Genomic DNA, 20,944 nt, shown 5'->3' with positions numbered 1-20,944 from the left:
TCGTGGCGGCGAGAGCGGGCTCATGAAGTGGCGCCAGACGTTCCAGGTAAGGATCACCGGGGTATTGGCGTTGTTGCTGTTGATCGTGATCGGGGTGGTGTATTTCGCCGTCAAGGCCGCGACCAATCATGCGGTGGAAAACCAGGCGCAAGTGCAACTGCAAACGGGCACCCGGGTCTTCGAGCGCTTGCTCGAACTGCGCGGCCGGCGCTTGCGTTATGGCGTGGACTGGCTGGTGGTGGACGCGCAGTTTCGCCAGGCGGTGATCAGCGGCGACTCGCAGCGGATTCTCGAGGCGCTGCGTCAGCATGGCACCGGCACCCGTGGCAGCGAGCTGTTCGTGCTCGGCGCCGAAGGCGCGGTGATCGCCAGCACCCTGGGGGCGATTGCCGAGGGCGAGCATTTCCCCTACGACCGCGCGCTGCGCATGGCCCTGCGGCAGAACAAAAGCATGTTGATCGTCGCGCTCAAGGGCCAGCCTTATCTGCTGGTCCAGGGGCAGGTGCTGACGCCGATGCACATGAACCGGGTGGTCATGGCGTTTCGCATGGACGACCTGTTCGCCAGCGAGCTGCGTTCCATGAGCAACCTGGAGGTGTCTTTCCTCACCCTGCAGGACGGGCGCGCGGGGGAGCTGTTCAGCACCCAGCCGGATATTTTCTGGGCGACCATCATCACCACCCTGCGCAACGCGTCCTGGCATGCGCTGCCACAGTTGAGCGATGCCCACGGCAAGCGTTTCCTCAATCAGGCCCTGCAACTGGCCAACACCGACGATCCCGACGACCCCCAGGTCCTGGCGTTGCTGCAAAGCCCGTTGGATCACGCCTTGCAGGCCTTTGCGCCGCTGGACCGGGAGTTCCTGGCGATTGCCCTGGCGGCGCTGGTGGTGTCGCTGGCCGGGGCCTTGTTCATGGCGCGGCGGGTGTCGCGGCCGTTGAATGTGCTGGCCGATGCGGCCCAGCGCATCGGTGCCGGCAACTACCAGGTGCCGGTGGTGCTCAAGCGCACCGACGAGTTCGGCTTGCTGGCCGAGGCGATCAACGCCATGCAGAGCGGGATTGCCAGCCGCGAGCTGCAACTGGCCCACAACGCCCTGCACGATCCCTTGACCGGCCTGCCCAACCGGGCGCTGGCCATGGAGCGCCTGAGCAATGCCATCGGTGCCGGGCGCAACGTCGTGCTGCTGTACCTGGGGATCGAGGATTATCGGGCGATCAACGAAGGCCTGGGCCCGGAAGGGGTGGAGCAGATGATGCGCGAAGTCAGCCGGCGGCTGTCGGAGACGGTGTCCACCGGGGACACCGCCGCGCGCATCACCGCCAACGAGTTCCTGTTGCTGCTGGAAAACACCGAGATCGATGGCGCGGTGGCCATGGCCGATCGGCTCCACGCGTTATTGAGCCGGCCGCAGACCATTCATGGCGATGAAGTGCAGCGCCAGGTGTGCATCGGCGTGGCGGTCTACCCCACCGACGGGCAATCGGCGGAAGAGCTGATCAGCCGCGCCGCCATCGCTCGCCACGACGCGGCCGCCCAGCCCGGTTACCTGCAGATCTACCAGCAGGACCGCGACCTCGCCCATCAGCGCCAGATCGGGCTGATCCGCGACCTGCGCCGGGCCGCGGCGGAAGGCGAGCTGTTCTTGCTGTACCAGCCCAAGCTCGACCTGCGCCACGGCCATGTGCACCAGGCCGAGGCCCTGCTGCGCTGGCAGCACCCGGAGTTCGGCATGGTCTCGCCGGCGGAGTTCATCCCCCTGGCCGAGCGCACCGGCAGCATGAACAGCCTGACCCTGTGGGTGATCGAGGAGGGCATGCGGCAACTGGCCGAATGGAACATGCGTGGGTTGCATTTGCAGTTGTCGCTGAACATCTCGGCGGACGACCTGCATGGCCACGACCTGGCGGCGCGGGTGAGCGTGTTGCTGCAGCGCTATCGGCTGTCCGCCGAGCAGCTGATTTTCGAGATCACCGAGAGCGCCATCATGCGTCACCCGGAGCAGGCGCTGGAGGTGCTGCAGAGCCTGCGCGACTGCGGCATCAGCCTGTCGGTGGACGACTTCGGCACCGGCTATTCGTCGCTGGCGCAATTGCAGCGGCTGCCGGTGCAGGAGCTGAAGATCGACCAGTCGTTTATCCGCAACCTCGACGAAACCAGCGGCGACGCAGTGATCGTGCGCTCCACCATCGAGATGAGCCACAACCTGGGGCTCAAGGTGGTGGCCGAAGGGGTGGAGCAGGAGCGCAGCCTGCGCCTGCTGGAGCGCTGGCATTGCGACACGGCCCAGGGCTACCTGATCAGCCGGCCGCTCAGCGCCGCCGCCTTCGAGACCTGGCTGTTGAAGTCGCGGATTTCCAGCTGAGCAGCGCTATGTGGCCGTTCCGGGCGCTGCAGCCAGACCTCCGCGGGCCCTGCTTCACGGTGTGAAGCCTGTCGCCATGAGCCCTCGGCGATGGGCCGTGGCTTACTGCTTGGTGCACTCGGCGGGGAGCGCTACGACGCCGCCCATGGAGGCGAAGGCGACCATGCCGCCACTGGGCAATACGCAATTGTATTCGCCGTTGCTGGTGCTGGCGGTGAAGTAGGTCTGGGACGCGTCGCTACGCACATTGGAGACCGTGGTCACGGGCTTGCCGAGGGTGGTCTGGGCGCGGTTCTTGAGGTCGTCGTTGCTGGGTTTGGCAATGGCGCAACCGCCCAGGGCGAGCACCAGGCCGCCGAGCAGGGTGAGGATACGGGCAGAGGGGTGGAGGTTCATGGCGATTCTTCCTTGGTGTTGTGTTTTCTACGGCGCAGCCGGCCCCGACACCGCAGAGCGGCGGTGTTGAGAAGAGCGAGTGAGTGGTGGGCACTATATCGCCGGGGTGGGGGAGGGTCGATTAGCACAGATGGGCTAATGCCCCTTTGCAATGACCAGGTCGAGGACGGCGTCGGCGCAGGGCCGGCTGGCGGTCGCCGGCCCCGGATCGTGGTTCAGCTCGGCAGTTGTTCCTGCAGGCGCCGGCCGAGTACGTCCAGCAGGTCGCAGCCATCGCGCAGGGGGATGACGCAGAGCTGGGCGAAATCCTGGAGCAGCGCCGGGTTGCCGTGCAGGCTGGCGTCGCTGGCGATGTTTTCCAGCAGCTGGATCGCCGCGCGGATGCGGTGGGCGGCGGCTTCATGCAGCACATCCAGGGGCGCCTCGGTGTCGATCAGCAAGGCGGGAATGGTGCAGTCGTTGCTGGTGAGGGCCATGTAGCGGCGGGGATTGTTGGGTAACGCGGGTGTATCGGGAACGACCTTTTTCATTGAGCTGGCTCCAGTACGCCAAGGGTCATCAAAAGGGTTCCTACGCCCTGTCACTGAATTAGCAGTGACAGGCCAAACCATAGAGTCCGGGGCCCGGCGGGACAAGGTGATGGGAGTCGACGCGTGTTGTAGGAATTTTCGCTGTAGCCACTGCCACACCGATCTCGGATCGACATTGGCCCTGTAGCCGCTGCCGAGCCTGCGAGGTTGCGATAAGGCCCGCAGGGCCTTGGTTCCCGATCTCCCGCGAACCTCCAGCGGTCCTCAGAACGCCGCGACCGTGCCGGTCGATCGCAGCCTGCGGCAGCGGCTACAAGAGCCGTGACTGCACGTTCGATCATCGTTTGGCGCAACACCCATCTTGGATCGACATTGGCCCTGTAGCCGCTGCCGAGCCCGCGAGGCTGCGATAAGGCCCGCAGGGCCTTGGTTCCCGATCTCCCGCCGAACTTCAGAGGCCTCCAGAGCGCCGCGACCGTACCGGTCGATCGCAGCCTGCGGCAGCGGCTACAAGAGCCGTGACTGCACGTTCGATCATCGTTTGGCGCAACACCCATCTCGGATCGACATTGGCCTGTAGCCGCTGCCGAGCCCGCGAGGCTGCGATAAGGCCCGCAGGGCCTTGGTTCCCGATCTCCCGCCGAACTTCAGAGGCCTCCAGAGCGCCGCGACCGTACCGGTCGATCGCAGCCTGCGGCAGCGGCTACAAGAACCGTGACTGCACGTTCGATCATCGTTTGGCGCAACACCCATCTTGGATCGACATTGGCCCTGTAGCCGCTGCCGAGCCCGCGAGGTTGCGATAAGGCCCGCAGGGCCTTGGTTCCCGATCTCCCGCCGAACGTCCAGAGGCTTCCAGAACGCCGCGACCGTACCGGTCGATCGCAGCCTGCGGCAGCGGCTACAAGAACCGTGACTGCACGTTCGATCATCGTTTGGCGCAACCCCCATCTCGGATCGACATTGACCTGTAGCCGCTGCCGAGCCCGCGAGGCTGCGATAAGGTCCGCAGGGCCTTGGTTCCCGATCTCCCGCCGAACCTCCAGCGGTCCTCAGAACGCCGCGACCGTGCCGGTCGATCGCAGCCTGCGGCAGCGGCTACAAGAGCCGTGACTGCACGTTCGATCATCGTTTGGCGCAACACCCATCTCGGATCGACATTGGCCTGTAGCCGCTGCCGAGCCCGCGAGGCTGCGATAAGGCCCGCAGGGCCTTGGTTCCCGATCTCCCGCCGAACCTCCAGCGGTCCTCAGAACGCCGCGACCGTGCCGGTCGATCGCAGCCTGCGGCAGCGGCTACAAGAGCCGTGACTGCACGTTCGATCATCGTTTGGCGCAACCCCCATCTCGGATCGACATTGGCCCTGTAGCCGCTGCCGAGCCCGCGAGGCTGCGATAAGGCCCGCAGGGCCTTGGTTCCCGATCTCCCGCGAACCTCCAGCGGTCCTCAGAACGCCGCGACCGTACCGGTCGATCGCAGCTTGCGGCAGCGGCTACAAGAACCGTGACTGCACGTTCGATCATCGTTTGGCGCAACCCCCATCTCGGATCGACATTGGCCTGTAGCCGCTGCCGAGCCCGCGAGGCTGCGATAAGGCCCGCAGGGCCTTGGTTCCCGATTTCCCGCGAACCTCCAGCGGTCCTCAGAGCGCCGCGACCGTGCCGGTCGATCGCAGCCTGCGGCAGCGGCTACATGAATCTCTATTACCTGGCGGGCCTTGCGGTGGTTGGGCGGGCCTATCGCGAGCAAGCTCGCTTGTATGTCCTAAGGTAGGCCTGTCGGGGTGGAGGGACTTAACTCGCTTCTGCAAGCCAGACGGTAGGAGATTTCCCCCACTCTCGCGTTCACCACAAGCGCCGATAAGGAATCCATCGGCTTGAGCACCACCTCAAGACCGACCATATCTACAAGCCTGCGCCAAACGTGAGTCCCCGACAGGTCGTTTTATCTTGTCTGCAGGAGCGTCTCATGACAATACAAACCCCCATCATCGGCATCGATGTCGCCAAGGAAAACCTGAGCCTGTATCGCCTCGATACGCAGCAAAGCGCTACGTTGGCCAACGATCGACGCGCGATCGTGACCTGGTTGAAAACATTGCCCGCAGACTGTGCCGTGGCCATCGAGGCCACCAGCACTTACCACGTCCTGCTGGCGGATCTGGCTTACCAATGTGGGCACAGGATCTATGTCATCGATGGCTACCGCCTGAGCAACTACCGCAAGGGGATCGGTGGCCGCGCCAAAACCGACCAGAGCGATGCCCGCTTGCTGGCGCGTTACCTGGCCCATGAGCAGAACCAGTTGCATCCCTGGAACCCCGCCTGCAAGGCTTATCGGCGCCTGCAACTGCTGCTGCGCCGGCGCGCCACGCTGGTCCGCAGCGCCACCGCCTTGCGCCTGAGTTTTGCTCAAGACCGGCAGATGGCCCGGGAGCTGAAACCGGTACTGGAGCGCATCAAACGCCTGGAACGGCGGCTTAACGAGCAAGTGCACAAGGCGTTGCAGGAGGCGGGCCTGGCTGAGCAGGCCAAGCGTTGCCAGGCGATCGAAGGCATCGGCCCGCTCACCGCTGCGGCCCTCAACCTGGCGTTCCTGCGAGGATCTTTCCGCAACAGCGATGCGTTCATCGCCTTCCTGGGCCTGGATGTGCGGGTCAAGGAATCCGGGCGCTACAGCGGTCGGCGCAAACTGAGCAAGCAAGGCGACTCGGAGATCCGTCGCCTGCTCCACAACGCCGCCATGGCGGCAAGCAGGACCGCCGCCTGGCAACAGCGTTACCAGCAATACCTGCAACGCGGCCTGAAACGAACAGAAGCGCTGGTCATCCTCGCCCGCAAGTTGGCCCGTATCGCTTTCGCCCTGATGAAGACCCAACAACCGTATCGACCGGCGGTTGATACGGTTGGGTAGACATAGAATCTCCTACAGGTAGTGCATCGTCCTTGTAGGAGCGAGCTTGCTCGCGATGACGTCAGGCCGGGCAATACAAAATGAAAAGCCGAAGAAACTCCCCCAAACGCCACCCACAAAAAAGGCGGCTACCCGCAGGTAGCCGCCTTTTCATTCACCGCCGGTAACGCTTATTCCGACAGTTTGTAGGCAATGATGTAGTCGCCCATCTTGGTGCCCAGCGAGCCGTGGCCACCCACGACCACCAGCACGTACTGCTTGCCATCCTTGCCGGTGTAGCTCATCGGCGTGGCCTGGCCGCCCGCTGGCAGGCGGGATTTCCACAGTTCCTTGCCGTTGTTCACGTCATAACCGCGAATGTACTGGTCCAGGGTGCCGCTGAGGAAGCCGACGCCGCCGGCAGTGACCATCGAGCCGCCCATGCTCGGCACGCCGATGGGCAGGCCGATCGGTACCGGCGAGCTGTCGCGGCTGGTGCCGTTCTTGTGCTTCCACACCACTTTGTGGGTGGTTAGGTCGATACCGGCCACGTAGCCCCAGGCCGGGGCCTGGCAAGGTACGCCGAACGGCGACATGAACGGATGCATGATCACCGCGTAAGGCGCGCCAGTGTTGGGTTGCACACCGGAGGTTTCGCTTTCGCGCTTGCTGCCGGCGGCGACTTCGGCGCGCGGCACCAGCTTGGAAACGAAGGCCATGTAGTTCGGGCTGGTGAACAGCAGGTGGCGGACCGGGTCGATCGACACGCTGCCCCAGTTGAACACACCGACGTTACCCGGGTAGACCAGGCTGCCCTGGATCGACGGCGGGGTGTACTGGCCTTCGTAGCGCAGTTCCTTGAACTGGATACGGCACAGCATCTGGTCGAACGGCGTGGCGCCCCACATGCCTTTTTCTTCCAGCGGCGGTGGCAGCAGGTTCAGGTCCGAACGGGCCTGGGTCGGCGCGGTGTGGTCGCCTTCGACCGCACCGGTCGGTGCCGGTACTTCCTGGATCGGCACGATCGGGGTGCCGTCGCGGCGGTCCAGCACGTACAGGCTGCCTTGCTTGGTCGGCTGGATCAGCGCCGGCTTGATGCCGTCCGTGGTCTTCATGTCCACCAGGGTCGGCTGGCTGCCCACGTCCATGTCCCACAGGTCATGGTGGGTGAACTGGTAGTTCCAGCGCAGCTTGCCGGTGTCGATGTCCAGGGCCACGGTGCCGGCGCTGAATTTCTCGGCACCCGCGGTGCGGTTGCCGCCCCATTGGTCAGGCATCTGGTTGCCCAGTGGCAGGTAGACCAGGCCCAGCTTCTCGTCGACGCTGGCCAGGGACCACATGTTCGGCGAGTTGCGGGTGTAGGTCTGGCCTTCCGGCAGCGGAGTGGTTACGTCGGGGTTGCCGGCGTCCCAGTTCCACACCAGGTGACCGTCGTGCACGTCGAAGGCGCGGATCACGCCGGACGGTTCGTTGGTCGACTCGTTGTCGGTCACGTGGCCGCCGATGATCACCAGGTTACGGGTGATGGCGGCCGGCGACGTGGAGTAGTAGCCGCCCGGGGTGAACGGGCCGATACCGGCCTTCAGGTCCACCGCGCCTTTGTTGCCGAAGTCTTCGCAGACCTTGCCGGTGTCGGCGTTGATCGCGATCAGGCGTGCGTCGGCGGTCGGCAGGAACAGGCGACGCGGGCAACTGGCGGCGATGGCCTGGCCTGCGGCCGAGAGGCTGGCCGGGGTGCTGATGGCGTCGCTCTTGTTGAAGTTGGCTTCGTCGTAGTACGACACGCCACGGCAGGTCATGTGCGCCCAGCCACGGAAGTCATCGCCGTTCGGGCCCTGGATTTTCGGGTCGAAACGCCAGATTTCCTTGCCGGTGTCCGGGTCCAGCGCCAGCACCTGGCTGTGGGCGGTGCAGGCATAGAGCATGCCGTTGACCTTCAGTGGGGTGTTCTGGTTGGTGATTTCCACCGGGTCCTTGGCGGTCGGCATGTCGCCGGTGCGGATGCGCCAGGCTTCCTGCAGCTTGCCGATGTTGGCCGGGGTGATCTGGGTCAGCGGCGAGTAGCGGTCGCCGAACTCGGTACGGCCATACGCCTGCCAGTCGCCTTCGGGCATGGCTGGCGCGGCGCTGGTGGTGTCGGCGCTTTCACGGCCCAGTTCGCCCGAGATCTCGCCCGGGTTGGTGAACTGACTGTTGATCGCGGCACCACCGGCCAGGACCACGGCCACGCCCAGTACCGCGGTACCCAGCGGCGCCGGGCCGTTGCGCAGCAGCGGACGACGGAACCATGGCAGCAGCAGAACCACACCCAGGGCAAAGAACAGCGACAGGCGTGGCACCAGTTGCCACCAGTCCAGGCCGACTTCCCACAGTGCCCAGACGGAACTGGCGAACAGCACCACCCCATAGACGAGCAGCGCGGAACTACGCCCCGCCAGCAGCAGCACGCCGCTGACGATCAGGCCGATACCGGCCAACAGGTAGTACAGCGAGCCGCCGAGCATGCTCAGCTTGATCCCCCCGGCCAGCATGGCCAGGCCCATTAGCAGCAGCAAGATACCGAGCAGGCTCGGCAGCAGGCGGCTCGGACTTGAAGCACCATCAGTGCTCATAGTGTGGTTCTCCGTGACGTTTAAGGTAGTCCCGCGCTTGTTCACTGTAGATGACGATCAAGCACGGGCATGGTTCAGCAGTGTTTGGGTAAAAACAGTTTTATTCAGATTGGGCCAGCCCCAGGGGGCCATCAGAACGAGCTCTGGATCTTGATCCCGCCGATCAGCGCGTCGTCGACCTTGTCCACGCCACCCGGGTGGCGGATGTATTGCAGGTTCGGGCGCACGGTCAGCCAGTGGGTGAGGTGCACGCCGTAGTACAGCTCGGCGCTGTATTCGGTGTCCTGGGGCGGCAGGTAGGCCGGGTTGTCGTAGTCCTGGACGAGGTTGGCCTGGTTGGTCGCTTCGGCGTTCTTGCGGTAGGCCGGGTTGACGTGGACCCGGGCCATGGCGAAGCCGATGTCGTCCTTGGCGCGCGCATCGAACAGGCCCTTGTAGACCAGGCCGGCCTGGACATAGTTGTCGATGGCGTTGGTCTTCTTGTCGTGCATCGTCGCGTTGGCGAACAGGCTCAAGCCGCGCGAGTGGTCGCTGGCCAGGCTGGTGATCTGCTGTTGCGCCCCCAGCCACAGGCCGTGCTTGCTCGAACTGCTGCGATAGGCCTCGCCACTCAGGGCGGCCGGCTGGCCGTTACTGTCCTTATAGACGTCGGTGGCCTTGGCGCTGCTGTAGTAGTAACCGGCGCGGTATTCACCCGGCAGGCCATTGAGCTTCGGCGTCCACACCAGCTCCACCGGCAGCAGGGTGCCTTGGGTGCCGCTGCCGCTGAGCTTGAAGCCGTTGCCGCGCTCGAGGTTGGACGGGTTCTGCTCATAGGCGCCGATCTGCGCGTAGAGCTCAGGCGTCAGGTGGTATTTGACCCGCAGCGCCCATTGGCTGACCGGCCAGTTGTACCAGACGCTGCCAGCCCAGTTGCCGACCTGGGAACCGCAGAACGCCAGGTTCTGGAAGTCGCAGGGGAAGCTGTTGAAGTCTTCGCCCTGGCCGAACCGGCCGACCTTGATATCGAGTTTCTGGTCGAGGAATTTCTGCTGGTACCACATCTGCGTCAGGCGCCAGGTCTGGCCGCGACCCCAGACTTCCTGGGCCGAGGTGAAGCCGCCGACCCGCGGATCGTTGATGCGGTCGTTGCTGATGTTGTCGCCGTCGCGCTTGGTGATGGTCAGTTGGAACTCGGCGTCGTTCCAGCCGAGGATCTTGCCCAGGTCCAGGTGGCTGCCGAAGGCGAACTGGTCGCTGAAGCGCGCGGTGCGGTCATGGTCGTAGCCGCCATGCAGGTTGGCGCCCATTTCGCCGACGAAGTCGACCTTGAAGTCATAGCCTTTTTTCGCCAGCTCAGTGCGGTTGCCGTTCCAGTCGCCGAGCATCCAGGGAGATTCGCTGTCGAAGGCCGGTGCGGCCTGGGCGCAGGTGGCCAGGCCGAAGGCGCTGAGCAGGGTCACGGTTTTGTGCAGGGTGGCAGGGCGAGAGACAGCGCTGTCTTTAAGGGTTTGAACGTCTGGCATAGATGAAATCTTGGTCTTGTTCAGGGAAATGGGCAGGCAAGCAAAGGCTCGACGTGGCTCGGTTCGCGGCAGTGCGAGCACGTTAATACAGCTGATTCAAAGGGCAGGATTAAAGGATTCAGCTTGAGCGGCGCGAAGAATAAATCAGGGGGCTAGGCGAGAGAAAGGGCTTTTGTTGACATGGATCATTTCGGATTCGGTAACAGTGCTGTTTCGCCGTCTTGAGCACAGGCCCTGCCGACGCGCCGGGCGCCAGCAAAGCCGTGGCGCGACGGCCCGTTGCAGGCCGTCGCGGGTCAGAGCCTCAGAAGGTGGTGCGCAAGCCGACCTCGATGCTGCGCCCCTGGGCCGGGGCGATATCGCGCAGGATCGAGCTGGCGTAACGCACGGTCTGGTTGGTCAGGTTCTCGCCCTTGACGAAGGCCAGCCACTGGCTGCTGCCGATGTCGAAGTGGTAGCCGGCGCTGGCGCCCAGGGTAGTGTAGCCGTCGGTGCCGCTTTCGTTGTCCGGCACGCGGCGCTGGCTGGCGGCGTGTTCGGCATCGATGCGCGCCTGCCAGCGATCCAGTTCCCACAGCAGGCCGCTGTTCAGGCGCAGCGGCGCGATGCGCGGCAGGGCTTCGCCGTTGTCCAGGTTCTTGGCGCGGGTGTAGTCGCCGGACAGTTCCAGGGCGAACTTGCCGTAGGCGCTTTCGCCGAGCGTCCAACGGTCCTGGGCCTCGATGCCGGCAAACCGCGCGCGGACCCCGGAGTAGGTGTATTCCGGCATGCCGCCGGCGGCTTCCTCGCCTTCATCGTTGAGGGTGCGGCCGCTGCCGAGCAGCCCGATGTAGTGGGAGAAGTGGCTGTAGAACACTCCGACGCTGCCTTTGTGGGTGCCGTTGTCGAAACGCAGGGCCAGGTCGCTGGACACGGCTTTTTCCTTCGACAGGTTGGCGTCGCCGACTTCATAGGTGCCAGTGGCCACGTGGGCGCCATTGGCATACAGCTCGTAGAAGGTCGGGGCGCGTTCGGTGTAGCCCAGGGTGGCGGCCACGGACCAGATCGGCGTCAGGGTATAGACCGCGCCCGACGACAGGCTGCCGGCGGTGAAGCTGCTGGAACTGTCGGCCTGGCTGAAGCGCTCGTTGCCTTTGCTGTCCGGGTCGACGCGGGTGTGCTCCAGGCGCCCGCCGAGGCTGAGTTTCAGGCGCTCGGTGGCCTGTAGTTCTTCGAGGATGAACAGCGCGGCGCTGTCGGTATCGGTCTGCGGCACGAAGGCTTCTTCGCCGAGCGCGGAAAACTCGCTGCGGCTGACCTGGGTGCCGATCACCCCATTGAGCGGGCCGAGGGGCTGGTGGCGGGCTTCGACACGGGCTTCGTAACCCTTGTTCTTGAAGACAGTGCCGGTCTCGCCGCCTTCGATTTCACGGTGCTGGTAATCGGTGTAGCCGGCATCGAGTTTCAGCGAGCTGAAAGGGCCGTCGAGGTTGCGCAGTTCCGAAGCGAAGGCGTAGTGATCCTGCTTCATACGGATGCGCACGTCCTCTTCGGCGGGCGAGCCGTAGTTGGAGTCGTAGTTGCTGTAGGACAGCCCGGCGTAACCGTCGTCCCAGGTGTAGGAGCCGCCGATGGCGCCACCGTCCTGACGGCCGTCGCTGTTGCCCAGGCGACCTTTCTTGCCGTTGCCGTCTTCACTCGGCGGGGCGTGGCGGCTGCGGGCGTAGCCGGGGATTTTCAGGTCGTTGAACTGCCGCGAGTTGGCGTCCAGGTGCAGGGCGAAGGTGCCGTTGCCGGCTTCCAGCTTGCCCGCGCTGCTGCGGGTGGTGTCGGCACCGCCATAACGCAATTCACCGGCACCGTGGATGCCTTCGATGGCCTCGGTGGGGATGCGGTTGTCGAAGGTGTTGACCACGCCGCCGATGGCGCTGCCGCCATACAGCAGGGCGGCCGGGCCACGGACGATCTCGATGCGCTCGACGTTGACCGGGTCCAGCGGCACCGCGTGGTCGTAGGACAGCGACGACGCATCCAGGGCACCGACGCCGTTGCGCAACAGGCGAATGCGATCGCCATCCAGGCCACGAATGATCGGCCGGCTGGCGCCCGGGCCGAAGTAGGACGAGGACACGCCCGGCTGTTTATTCAGGGTTTCACCGAGGCTGCCTTGTTGTTGCAGGGTCAGGTCGTCGCCTTCCAGTACCGTGCTCGGTGCCGCCGTTTGCTGGCTGCCCAGCGGGTTGGCGGTGATGACCTGCGGTTGCAGTTCCAGGGCGTGGGCCTGGGAGGCGAGCAGCAAGGCGGCGGACAGCGGCGTCAGGCGCCAGAATGAAGAGCGGGAAGGGCGGTGGGCAGAGAGGGACATCGGTCATTCCTTGGCAAGCGCGGGGCTGTGCGCTTTGAGTCAAAAGAGAACAGGCGTGACACGGCGAGGTGTCTGGATCAGGGGTTTGTCTTGTATTGATACAATATAACATCTCTCTTGGCGCGAAAAGGAAGGAACTTTTTCAGGAAGAGGGGACATTCGTTCCGATGTAGCCGCTGCCGCAGGCTGCGATCGAGCGGAACGCTCGCGGCGATCTCAGGTGCATGAGCGCCTTCGGCGCTATCGCAGCCTGCGGCAGCGGCTACAGTTGATGAGTGTTCGCCCTTCCACCGGATCGAAGCCTCGGCTAAGGTGCGCGACTTCCTTTTTCTCTTGCTCAAAGGCCCGGCATGACTGCAACGAACAACGACCCGCTGCATGGCGTCACCCTGGAACAGATCCTCAAGGCGCTGGTGGAACATTACGAATGGCAGGGGCTGGCCGAGCGCATCGATATCCGTTGCTTCAAGAGCGACCCGAGCATCAAGTCGAGCCTGACCTTCTTGCGCAAGACGCCCTGGGCGCGGGAGAAAGTCGAGCAGTTGTACGTGAAATTGCAGCGCACCAAACGCCCGCTCTAAGGACCTTCGATGGCTGTCGAGCCGGTTTTTCCTTCAGGCGGCAAACGGCTGTTCACCGCGCTGGCCGCATTGCTCGGCTGGGCGGGGCTGACGATCCAGCTGTACCTGATTCTTCATCTGCGCTGGACGGTGGACGCCAGCCTGCTGGGCGGGCTGATCAACTTTTTCAGTTTCTTCACCGTGCTCACCAACACCCTGGTGGCGGTGGTGCTGACCTGTGCCCTGAACCTGCGCAGCTCACGGGGGCAGCGGTTCTTTCTGCAACCCTGGGTCAGCAGCGGTATCGCGGTGAGCATTTTGGTAGTGGGGCTGGCATACAGCCTGTTGCTGCGTCACCTGTGGCATCCCCAGGGCTGGCAGTTGCTGGCGGACGAGTTGCTGCACGACGTAATGCCGCTGCTGTTTCTCGTCTACTGGTGGTGCTGCGTGCCCAAGGGCCGCCTGGGGTTGCGGCATGTCGCCGGGTGGATGCTCTACCCGCTGCTGTACTTCGCCTATGTCCTGCTGCGCGGGCATGTGCTGGGGCTGTATCCCTATCCTTTTGTCGACGTGGACAAGCTGGGTTATGCACAGGCGTTCGTGAATGCGTTGGGGATCCTGGCGGGGTTCGTGCTGGTGGCGCTGGGGATTGTCGGGCTGGATCGTTGGTTGGGGCGTCGCCGGGCTTGAGTGTGTGGTGACGGGAAGAGCCGAGATTCATGTAGCCGCTGCCGAGCCTGCGAGGCTGCGATCGGCCGCGAAGCGGTCGTAAAACCAGGCGACCTGTTCTTCCCTGCACACCGCGTGCTCAGGCTTTGCGAGGACTTCGTCCTCGATCGCAGCCTCGCAGGCTCGGCAGCGGCTACAGGGCCAATGTTGAGCCGGGAGCCGTGCTGTCGCGATAGGCGGCAACGCCGCCGTTTATTCTTCCTCGCTACTGTCCAGGCGCCAATAACCGGCGGCCTTCACGAACGCGTCGTCGAGTCGGTGCTCGTCCAGCAGCACCCGGCGAATCTGCCGCGAGACTTTGCTTTGCGTGGCCACCCAGGCGTACAGCTTGCCGCTCGGCACCTGCAGCCCGCGCACGGTGCTGAGCAGGTCCTGCTGGCCGCCGTCGCGCTCGACCCAGATCACCTCGACCTGCGCCGCGCTCTGCAGCACCTGCCGCTCGGCGGCGTCCTGGATCTCGATCACCGCCAGCACCCGGCGCCCGGCCGGCAATTCTTCCAGGCGCCGGGCAATGGCCGGCAGTGCGGTTTCATCGCCGATCAGCAGGTAGCTGTCGAAGATGTCCGGCACGATCATCGAGCCGCGGGGCCCGCCGATATGCAGGAACTGGCCGGGCTTGGCCTGCTCGGCCCAGGTCGAGGCGGGGCCGTCGCCGTGCAGGACAAAATCGATATCCAGCTCACCGAGGTCCAGGTCGTAGCGCCGTGGCGTGTAGTCGCGCATGGCCGGCATCACGCCGTTGTCCTTGCCCGGGGCCAGCACCAGGGTTTCCAGGGCCGCCTGCTGTTCGGCATTCTGCGGGAACAGCAGCTTCACATGGTCGTCGCTGCCCAGGCTGATGAAGCCAGCGAGTTCTGGCCCGCCCAGGGTAATGCGGCGCATGCGCGGGGTCAGGTCGACCACCCGCAGCACTTCCAGGCGGCGGCGTTTGATCTCGTGGCTGACCCGATGAATCGTTGGCGAGTTGTCTGCGCTCATTCAGCTGACTCCTGGGGAGAAGAGGGGGCCGGGCCGTCGACGATGGCGCGGGCGGTGTTGTTCAGCAGGTCGCGGACCCGCACGATCTCTTGCGGGTTCCAGCGGCCGTGGTGCATCTGCAGGGCGTGGCGCAGGTTGTGCACCGCCTCGTGGATTTCCGCCGGGCGATCGTGGCCGCGCAGCGAGCGCTTGCTGACGTCGATGCGCATGCGCACGCCGTCCAGGGCAATCGCCTGGTCCTGTAATGACAGGCGACCGGCGTCGGTCACGCTGTAGCGTTTTTTCCCGCCTTCGGCGTCGCCACTGATCAATTCGCTCTCTTCGAGGAAGGTCAGGGTCGGGTAGATCACGCCGGGGCTGGGGCTGTAGGCGCCATCGAACATGCCTTCGATCTGGCGGATCAGGTCATAGCCGTGGCATGGCTGCTCGGCGATCAACGCCAGCAACAGCAGCTTCAGGTCGCCGGGGGCGAAGACCCGTGGGCCGCGGCCGCCGCGTTCGCGCCCGGGGCGTTTTTCAAAGCCGTCGTGGCCGTCGCCGTACTCGCGGTGGGGAGGGTGGTGTTCTCTCATTTTCTCTTTCTCCTGTTTGGTTAAGACATAACTTAAGATATATCTTAAAAACCGCGCAAGCCCTTCTGCGCCAGACAGGCCAGCCGTTGGTCGGAGAGAAGGATTGGAGAAATACCGGTAGCCGCTGCCGAACGAAGTGAGGCTGCGATCGGTCGCGAAGCGGCCGCCAAACCAGGCGACACGGTGTATCAGGCAAATTGGGGATACTGCCTTTGCGTCTGCTGCGTCGGAGTGCCGCCCAAGCCGATCGCCGCCTCGCGGGGCTCGGCAGCGGCTACAGGCGGCTACGGGCGGGGGGACGTTTCAGCGTTGGGCCAGGCTGCCCAGGCATTGGGTATTGCTGCCCGGTTGCAGGTACGGCGTGAGGATCGGCGCCATGCCCTTGAGCACCTGGACCGGCAAGGCCGAGGTGAATTTGAAGCCTTGGGCCGAGGCGCCCGGTACATAGGCGGTCAGGGTGCCGAAGTGGTGTTCGCCGATATAGAACACGAAGGTGGCGGTGCGGTTGATGGATTTCGAACTGAGAACCCGTCCGCCGGAACCGACGGCCTCGATGCGGTTGTCGCCGGTGCCGGTCTTGCCGCCCATGGCCAGCGGCGTGCCGTCGGCCAGCTTGAAGCTGCCGGAGAGGCGCTTGGCGGTGCCTGCATCCACCACTTGCGACAAGGCGCCACGTAGCGCTGTGGCCACCTCGGAAGGCATCACCCGCTTGCCCTCGGCCGGGTCGTTGACCAGCTTGGTTTCATAAGGCGTATCGGCGGCGAAATGCAGGCTGTCGATGCGCAGGGTCGGCAGGCGCACGCCGTCGTTGAGGATGGTGCCGACCAGTTCGGCCAGCGCCGCGGGACGGTCGCCGGAGCTGCCGATGGCGGTCGCCAGCGAGGGCACCAGGTGGTCGAAGGGGTAGCCGACTTTCTGCCAGCGCTGGTGAATATCGAGGAATGCCTCGATCTCCAGCATGGTGCGGATGCGGCTGTCCCGCGCGCTCTTGTGCCGGCTCTTGAACAGCCAGCTGTAGACCTCCTGGCGCTCGAATTCGCTGGCTTTGACGATCTCGCTGAACTTGGCGTCGGGGTGGTTCAGCAGGTAGCCGAGCAGCCACAGGTCCAGCGGGTGCACCTTGGCGATATAGCCCTGGTCGGGCAGGTCGTAGGAGCCGGGGCCGTAGCTGTAATAGAGCTTGTCCAGACGTTCGTCGGTGAGTTTCTCGGTGAGCTTGGCGCCCTTGAGGTGCGAGCGAATGAAGCTGTTGAAGCTTTCCTGGCTGGCTTCCGGCAGCAGGTAGCGGTGCACGGCCGCCAGGCGGATCGGCGTCGGGTGCATGCTGTCGAGGAAGGTGTCCAGGCGCGCCTGGGTGTCCTTGTTGCGGTATTTCTTCCAGAACCGCAGGAGGAAGGAGGTGCCCTCGCGGTCGGCGAACTTGGCCAGGTATTCCTGGCGCCGCGGGTCGCCGTCATCCTTGAGCAGGTTGGCGCTGTTGCTCGGGCCGGCGTAGGTGCTGTAGCGCACCAGGTCGCGCATCAGGCGGATGAAGGGCAGGTTGATGGACTCGCGCAGGGCGTCGCGCAGGGTCGGCATGCGGCCGTTGTCTTCCTTGCGGAAGTTATGAAAGGTGTGCAGCCCGCCGCCGGTGAAAAAGCTCTCGCCGGGGCTGGCCGAGTATTTGCGGTCCAGGGCCGCCTCGAGCATCTTCGGCAGGCTGCGGTCGCTGTTCTGGATCAGGTAGTCCACGGCCCAGCGGCTCAGGCGGTCCTGTTCGGCGATCTCGACTTTCTTCAGTACCGCCGGGGTTTCGGCGCCGTACTGCTCGTACAGTTCGGCAATGATCTGCAGGTAGGTGGTCAGGACCCGCAGCTTGGCGGTGGAGCCCAGCTCCAGCTTGCTGCCTTCGTTGATGTCGAAGGGCTGGTCGGTGCTGTCGGTCTGGACCCGCACCCGTGAACCGTCCGGTGTCAGTTCGAGCAGGGTGAAGCTGTAGCGCACCTGGGTGGTGCTGGTCGGCGTCAGCAGGCGTTCGCCGAGCAGGCCGATCTCGCCGGCGAACACCGGGTCGGCCAGGTGCTTGAGGTACTCGGTGGCCTGGCGTTGCAGGTCGCTTTGCAGGGTGCTGGTGGCCGACAGGTCGAGGCGGTCGAGGTCGTACAGCGGCCGGTTGAGCAGGCCGGCCAGGCGGCTGCGGGCGACGCTGATGCCCTTGTTGGTTTCGATCGGCTGGATCGTCGGTTGCTGCACCCAGTCGCGGAAGGTGGCCTTGCTGGCCAGGGCGGCGTCCGACAGCGGCGTATCGATCACGCCATTCTGGGTCAGCAGGCGGATATGGCTGTCGGTGAGTTCGGCCAGCTCCCGGCGGCCCTTGGACAGGTAATGCGAAGGCCGGCGCTGGGCGATCATCAACGACAGCACCTGGCGCAGGGCCAGGCCGCGTTGCGCCAGGCTCTGCGGATCGCTGGCGGTGCTCGCCAGTTGCTGGTTGACCTGGGCGAAGTCGGCGCCGTACCAGACCCGCAGCCCTTCGGCCATGCCGTGTACTTCACCGTGGCCGGGCACCGCCGACAGGGGCACGCTGTTGAGGTAGTCGCGGATGATGCGTCGCCGGGCCTCGAGGGTCTGCTGGCCGCCCTGGTAGGCACGCACGCTGGCGGAAATCATCTGCCGGATCTTTTCCGCGCCGGACACGGTCAGGCCGTCCGGCGAGTGCCGGTACTTTTCCAGTTGGGTCGCCAGGGTGCTGCCGCCCGCCGTCTGCCCGGGCAGATGCAGGAGCTTGGCCACTTGCGACCAGGCGGCCTTGGCGAACCGCGGCCAGTCCACCGCCGGGTTGGCCAGGGGCTGCTCGGGGTCGAGCAACTCGCGGTTCTCGATGAACAGCAGGCTGCGCACCATCACCGGCGGGATGGCGGCAAAGTTCGAGTAGAGCTGTTGTGGGTACTTGAATTGATAGAGCGGCGCCGCACGGCAATCGGTGATCGACAGCCCGGCCTGAATCTTCTCGGTATAGGGTACGAAGAAGCCGTTTTCGCTGTAGTTCATCAACGCGGGGGAGAAGCGGGTCTGGGCCTGCACCACGTAACCGCGCTTGAGCAGGCGCGCCAGGAAATCATCCAGGGCGCTATAGCCCAGGCGTTTGTCGAAGGGGCCGGCGCCGGGGTAGACGATGGCATCGCTGGGCCCGGGGGCCATGGAATAGGTCAGGTCAGCGGCGAACTTGCTGAGCTCGCGCGCCTGCAGTTTCGAGGTGCGCATTTCCTTGGACGCGGCAAAGCCCAGGGCGACCAGCGCCATCAGCAGCAATAGCCAGAACAGCCGCCACCAAAGCCGGCTTGAATGGGATTTCTCAGGGATAGGCGCTTCTTCCACGCGATCAGTTGGCACTACTTTTTTACTCGAATCGGTCTGCCACAAAGCACCCATAGTCGACTGATCCATTCCCGCAGATTGATCGGACTTGTCTGAAGCTTAGACGGTGGCGGGCAATGGTGAAAAATTTGTGATCGGCCTGAAAGCATTCACCTTCCCTGTAGGCGCGAGCGTGCTCGCGATAAACCCGAGGGCGCCGCGATGCTTCGGATACACCGCGTCATCGTTGACGACCATCGCGAGCAAACTCACTCCTACAGGGGCTGGGGCGAGGCGAAAGAAGCCTGAGATAGAGCCATTGCGAGCGGTAAATACGTCCTAGGTAGGGGCATGACGCTGCACCATGGCTGTGCAATACTCGGCGCCGTTCAAAAATGACAAACGGCGAAAAATCCAGGTAATGCCACTCCGCAAAACCCGAAGATACCGAGATTTCTCTCTGAATTTAGCTGTTTATAGAGTGAAAAAGCCTGCCGTCAGCTTTTTATACTGCACGCCCCACTGATCTTGCAGGATTTGTCCTACAAGACGTGTCGGCCCACAAGGTCGATCCGATCTGGCGGGTACGGGTTATCCGTCCGTGCCTCACAGACTCGGTGGCTCACATCCAATAACAAGATGAGGTTGTACCCTATGCCAGTTGGCAACCACCTGCCCCAAGGCGAGACCGCTCAAGGCGGCCCGCTGAAACGCGAACTCGGCGAACGGCATATTCGCTTGATGGCGCTTGGCGCCTGCATCGGTGTCGGCCTGTTCCTCGGTTCGGCCAAGGCCATTGAAATGGCCGGTCCGGCCATCATGCTGTCCTACATCCTCGGCGGCCTGGCGATTCTGGTGATCATGCGCGCCCTCGGCGAGATGGCCGTGCATAACCCGGTCGCGGGTTCCTTCAGCCGTTACGCGCAAGACTACCTCGGCCCGCTGGCGGGTTTCCTCACCGGCTGGAACTACTGGTTCCTGTGGCTGGTGACCTGCGTCGCGGAAATCACCGCGGTGGCGGTGTACATGGGCATCTGGTTCCCCGACGTGCCGCGCTGGATCTGGGCCCTGGCGGCCCTGGTGAGCATGGGCTCGATCAACCTGATCGCGGTCAAGGCCTTCGGTGAGTTCGAGTTCTGGTTCGCCCTGATCAAGATCGTCACTATCATCGCCATGGTCATCGGTGGCGTCGGCATCATCGCCTTCGGTTTCGGCAATGACGGCGTGGCGCTGGGCATCTCCAACCTGTGGACCCACGGCGGTTTCATGCCCAACGGCGTGACCGGCGTGCTGATGTCCCTGCAGATGGTGATGTTCGCCTACCTGGGCGTGGAGATGATCGGCCTCACCGCCGGTGAAGCGAAGAACCCGCAGAAGACCATTCCCAACGCCATCGGCTCGGTGTTCTGGCGCATCCTGCTGTTCTATGTGGGCGCGCTGTTCGTGATCCTGTCGATCTATCCCTGGAACGAAATCGGCACCCAGGGCAGCCCGTTCGTGATGACCTTCGAGCGCCTGGGCATCAAGACCGCCGCCGGCATCATCAACTTCGTGGTGATCACCGCTGCGCTGTCGTCCTGCAACGGCGGCATCTTCAGCACCGGGCGCATGCTCTACAGCCTGGCGCAGAACGGCCAGGCCCCGGCCGGTTTCGCCAAGACCTCGAACAACGGCGTACCGCGTCGCGCGCTGCTGCTGTCGATCTTCGCCTTGCTGCTGGGCGTGCTGCTCAACTACCTGGTGCCGGAGAAGGTGTTCGTCTGGGTGACCTCCATCGCCACCTTCGGCGCGATCTGGACCTGGGTGATGATCCTCCTGGCCCAGCTCAAGTTCCGCAAAGGCCTGAGCGCCTCGGAACGGGCCGGCCTGAAATACCGCATGTGGCTGTACCCGGTCAGTTCCTACCTGGCCCTGGCGTTCCTGGTGCTGGTGGTGGGGCTGATGGCCTACTTCCCGGACACCCGCGTGGCGCTGTATGTGGGCCCGGCGTTCCTGGTGCTGCTGACGGCGCTGTTCTACCTGTTCAAGCTGCAACCGAACAATGCCCAGCAGGGCGCGGTGCGTTCGGCGTCGTAACGCCATCAGGCGATTAAACGAAAAGCCCCGGTCAGTGACCGGGGCTTTT

General features: G+C 64.3%; 13 protein-coding genes. 5 read left to right on the top strand and 8 right to left on the bottom strand.

Features of this window, described 5'->3' with window-relative positions:
- Nucleotides 1-22: 22 nt before the first annotated feature.
- Nucleotides 23-2,365 carry a putative bifunctional diguanylate cyclase/phosphodiesterase gene (locus IF690_RS23675; protein WP_202697603.1) on the top strand — a complete coding sequence of 781 codons (2,343 nt, stop codon included), beginning with the start codon at nt 23-25 and terminating at the stop codon, nt 2,363-2,365.
- A gap of 102 nt (nt 2,366-2,467) precedes the next feature.
- Here the strand turns inward: IF690_RS23675 and IF690_RS23670 are convergent, their stop codons facing one another.
- Together IF690_RS23670 and IF690_RS23665 are read right to left on the bottom strand one after the other, a co-directional pair.
- On the bottom strand, nt 2,468-2,761 hold the full coding sequence (locus tag IF690_RS23670; protein ID WP_202697602.1) for a hypothetical protein: 294 nt from the start codon (nt 2,759-2,761) through the stop codon (nt 2,468-2,470).
- A 215-nt stretch (nt 2,762-2,976) separates the two neighbouring features.
- The gene (locus tag IF690_RS23665; protein WP_202697601.1) at nt 2,977-3,291 is read right to left on the bottom strand and encodes a hypothetical protein; all 315 of its coding nucleotides are present in this window, start codon (nt 3,289-3,291) and stop codon (nt 2,977-2,979) included.
- A 1,968-nt stretch (nt 3,292-5,259) separates the two neighbouring features.
- On the opposite strand from IF690_RS23665, the gene IF690_RS23660 reads away from it, so the two are divergent.
- Nucleotides 5,260-6,204: an IS110 family transposase gene (locus IF690_RS23660; RefSeq protein ID WP_202697134.1), complete on the top strand. Its 945-nt coding sequence runs from the start codon at nt 5,260-5,262 to the stop codon at nt 6,202-6,204.
- A gap of 170 nt (nt 6,205-6,374) precedes the next feature.
- On the opposite strand, the gene IF690_RS23655 is transcribed toward IF690_RS23660, so the two are convergent.
- The 3 genes from IF690_RS23655 to IF690_RS23645 all read right to left on the bottom strand — a co-directional run bounded on the left by IF690_RS23655 (nt 6,375) and on the right by IF690_RS23645 (nt 12,644).
- On the bottom strand, nt 6,375-8,795 hold the full coding sequence (locus tag IF690_RS23655) for a glucose/quinate/shikimate family membrane-bound PQQ-dependent dehydrogenase (RefSeq protein WP_202697600.1): 2,421 nt from the start codon (nt 8,793-8,795) through the stop codon (nt 6,375-6,377).
- 131 nt (nt 8,796-8,926) lie between these two features.
- Nucleotides 8,927-10,300, bottom strand: a complete 1,374-nt coding sequence (locus IF690_RS23650; protein ID WP_202697599.1) for a carbohydrate porin — start codon at nt 10,298-10,300, stop codon at nt 8,927-8,929.
- 304 nt (nt 10,301-10,604) lie between these two features.
- Nucleotides 10,605-12,644 carry a TonB-dependent receptor gene (locus IF690_RS23645; RefSeq protein ID WP_202697598.1) on the bottom strand — a complete coding sequence of 680 codons (2,040 nt, stop codon included), beginning with the start codon at nt 12,642-12,644 and terminating at the stop codon, nt 10,605-10,607.
- Between the two features lie 350 nt (nt 12,645-12,994).
- On the opposite strand from IF690_RS23645, the gene IF690_RS23640 reads away from it, so the two are divergent.
- A complete protein-coding gene (locus IF690_RS23640) occupies nt 12,995-13,225 on the top strand; it encodes a VF530 family protein (protein ID WP_007923118.1) in 231 nt (76 codons plus the stop codon).
- Nucleotides 13,226-13,234: 9 nt separating this feature from the next.
- The gene (locus IF690_RS23635; RefSeq protein ID WP_202697597.1) at nt 13,235-13,894 is read left to right on the top strand and encodes a Pr6Pr family membrane protein; all 660 of its coding nucleotides are present in this window, start codon (nt 13,235-13,237) and stop codon (nt 13,892-13,894) included.
- A gap of 231 nt (nt 13,895-14,125) precedes the next feature.
- Here the strand turns inward: IF690_RS23635 and IF690_RS23630 are convergent, their stop codons facing one another.
- From IF690_RS23630 to IF690_RS23620, 3 genes are all read right to left on the bottom strand, one after another.
- The gene (locus IF690_RS23630; protein ID WP_202697596.1) at nt 14,126-14,911 is read right to left on the bottom strand and encodes a siderophore-interacting protein; all 786 of its coding nucleotides are present in this window, start codon (nt 14,909-14,911) and stop codon (nt 14,126-14,128) included.
- The gene (locus tag IF690_RS23625; RefSeq protein WP_202697595.1) at nt 14,908-15,483 is read right to left on the bottom strand and encodes a PadR family transcriptional regulator; all 576 of its coding nucleotides are present in this window, start codon (nt 15,481-15,483) and stop codon (nt 14,908-14,910) included. Before IF690_RS23625 ends, IF690_RS23630 begins: the two co-directional genes overlap by 4 nt.
- A 303-nt stretch (nt 15,484-15,786) precedes the next feature.
- Nucleotides 15,787-18,894: a transglycosylase domain-containing protein gene (locus IF690_RS23620; RefSeq protein WP_202697594.1), complete on the bottom strand. Its 3,108-nt coding sequence runs from the start codon at nt 18,892-18,894 to the stop codon at nt 15,787-15,789.
- A 579-nt stretch (nt 18,895-19,473) separates the two neighbouring features.
- Between IF690_RS23620 and IF690_RS23615 the strand changes: the two genes are divergently transcribed.
- Complete coding sequence (locus tag IF690_RS23615; RefSeq protein ID WP_202697593.1) at nt 19,474-20,895, top strand: amino acid permease; 1,422 nt, start codon at nt 19,474-19,476, stop codon at nt 20,893-20,895.
- The last annotated feature ends 49 nt before the right edge of the window (nt 20,896-20,944 follow it).

The sequence above is a fragment of the Pseudomonas sp. SK3(2021) genome (genome assembly GCF_016772375.1).
In the GTDB taxonomy this organism is placed as follows: Bacteria; Pseudomonadota; Gammaproteobacteria; order Pseudomonadales; family Pseudomonadaceae; genus Aquipseudomonas; species Aquipseudomonas chlororaphis_I.
Note: the sequence above shows the minus strand (reverse complement) of the source record. Positions and strands in the feature narration are given on the sequence as shown.

Excerpts from the sequence above, each read along its gene's own strand:
- IF690_RS23675 (WP_202697603.1), top strand. The coding sequence starts at position 23 with ATGAAGTGGCGCCAGACGTTCCAGGTAAGGATCACCGGGGTATTGGCG.
- IF690_RS23670 (WP_202697602.1), bottom strand. The coding sequence starts at position 2,761 with ATGAACCTCCACCCCTCTGCCCGTATCCTCACCCTGCTCGGCGGCCTG.
- IF690_RS23665 (WP_202697601.1), bottom strand. The coding sequence starts at position 3,291 with ATGAAAAAGGTCGTTCCCGATACACCCGCGTTACCCAACAATCCCCGC.
- IF690_RS23660 (WP_202697134.1), top strand. The coding sequence starts at position 5,260 with ATGACAATACAAACCCCCATCATCGGCATCGATGTCGCCAAGGAAAAC.
- IF690_RS23655 (WP_202697600.1), bottom strand. The coding sequence starts at position 8,795 with ATGAGCACTGATGGTGCTTCAAGTCCGAGCCGCCTGCTGCCGAGCCTG.
- IF690_RS23650 (WP_202697599.1), bottom strand. The coding sequence starts at position 10,300 with ATGCCAGACGTTCAAACCCTTAAAGACAGCGCTGTCTCTCGCCCTGCC.
- IF690_RS23645 (WP_202697598.1), bottom strand. The coding sequence starts at position 12,644 with ATGTCCCTCTCTGCCCACCGCCCTTCCCGCTCTTCATTCTGGCGCCTG.
- IF690_RS23640 (WP_007923118.1), top strand. The coding sequence starts at position 12,995 with ATGACTGCAACGAACAACGACCCGCTGCATGGCGTCACCCTGGAACAG.
- IF690_RS23635 (WP_202697597.1), top strand. The coding sequence starts at position 13,235 with ATGGCTGTCGAGCCGGTTTTTCCTTCAGGCGGCAAACGGCTGTTCACC.
- IF690_RS23630 (WP_202697596.1), bottom strand. The coding sequence starts at position 14,911 with ATGAGCGCAGACAACTCGCCAACGATTCATCGGGTCAGCCACGAGATC.
- IF690_RS23625 (WP_202697595.1), bottom strand. The coding sequence starts at position 15,483 with ATGAGAGAACACCACCCTCCCCACCGCGAGTACGGCGACGGCCACGAC.
- IF690_RS23620 (WP_202697594.1), bottom strand. The coding sequence starts at position 18,894 with ATGGGTGCTTTGTGGCAGACCGATTCGAGTAAAAAAGTAGTGCCAACT.
- IF690_RS23615 (WP_202697593.1), top strand. The coding sequence starts at position 19,474 with ATGCCAGTTGGCAACCACCTGCCCCAAGGCGAGACCGCTCAAGGCGGC.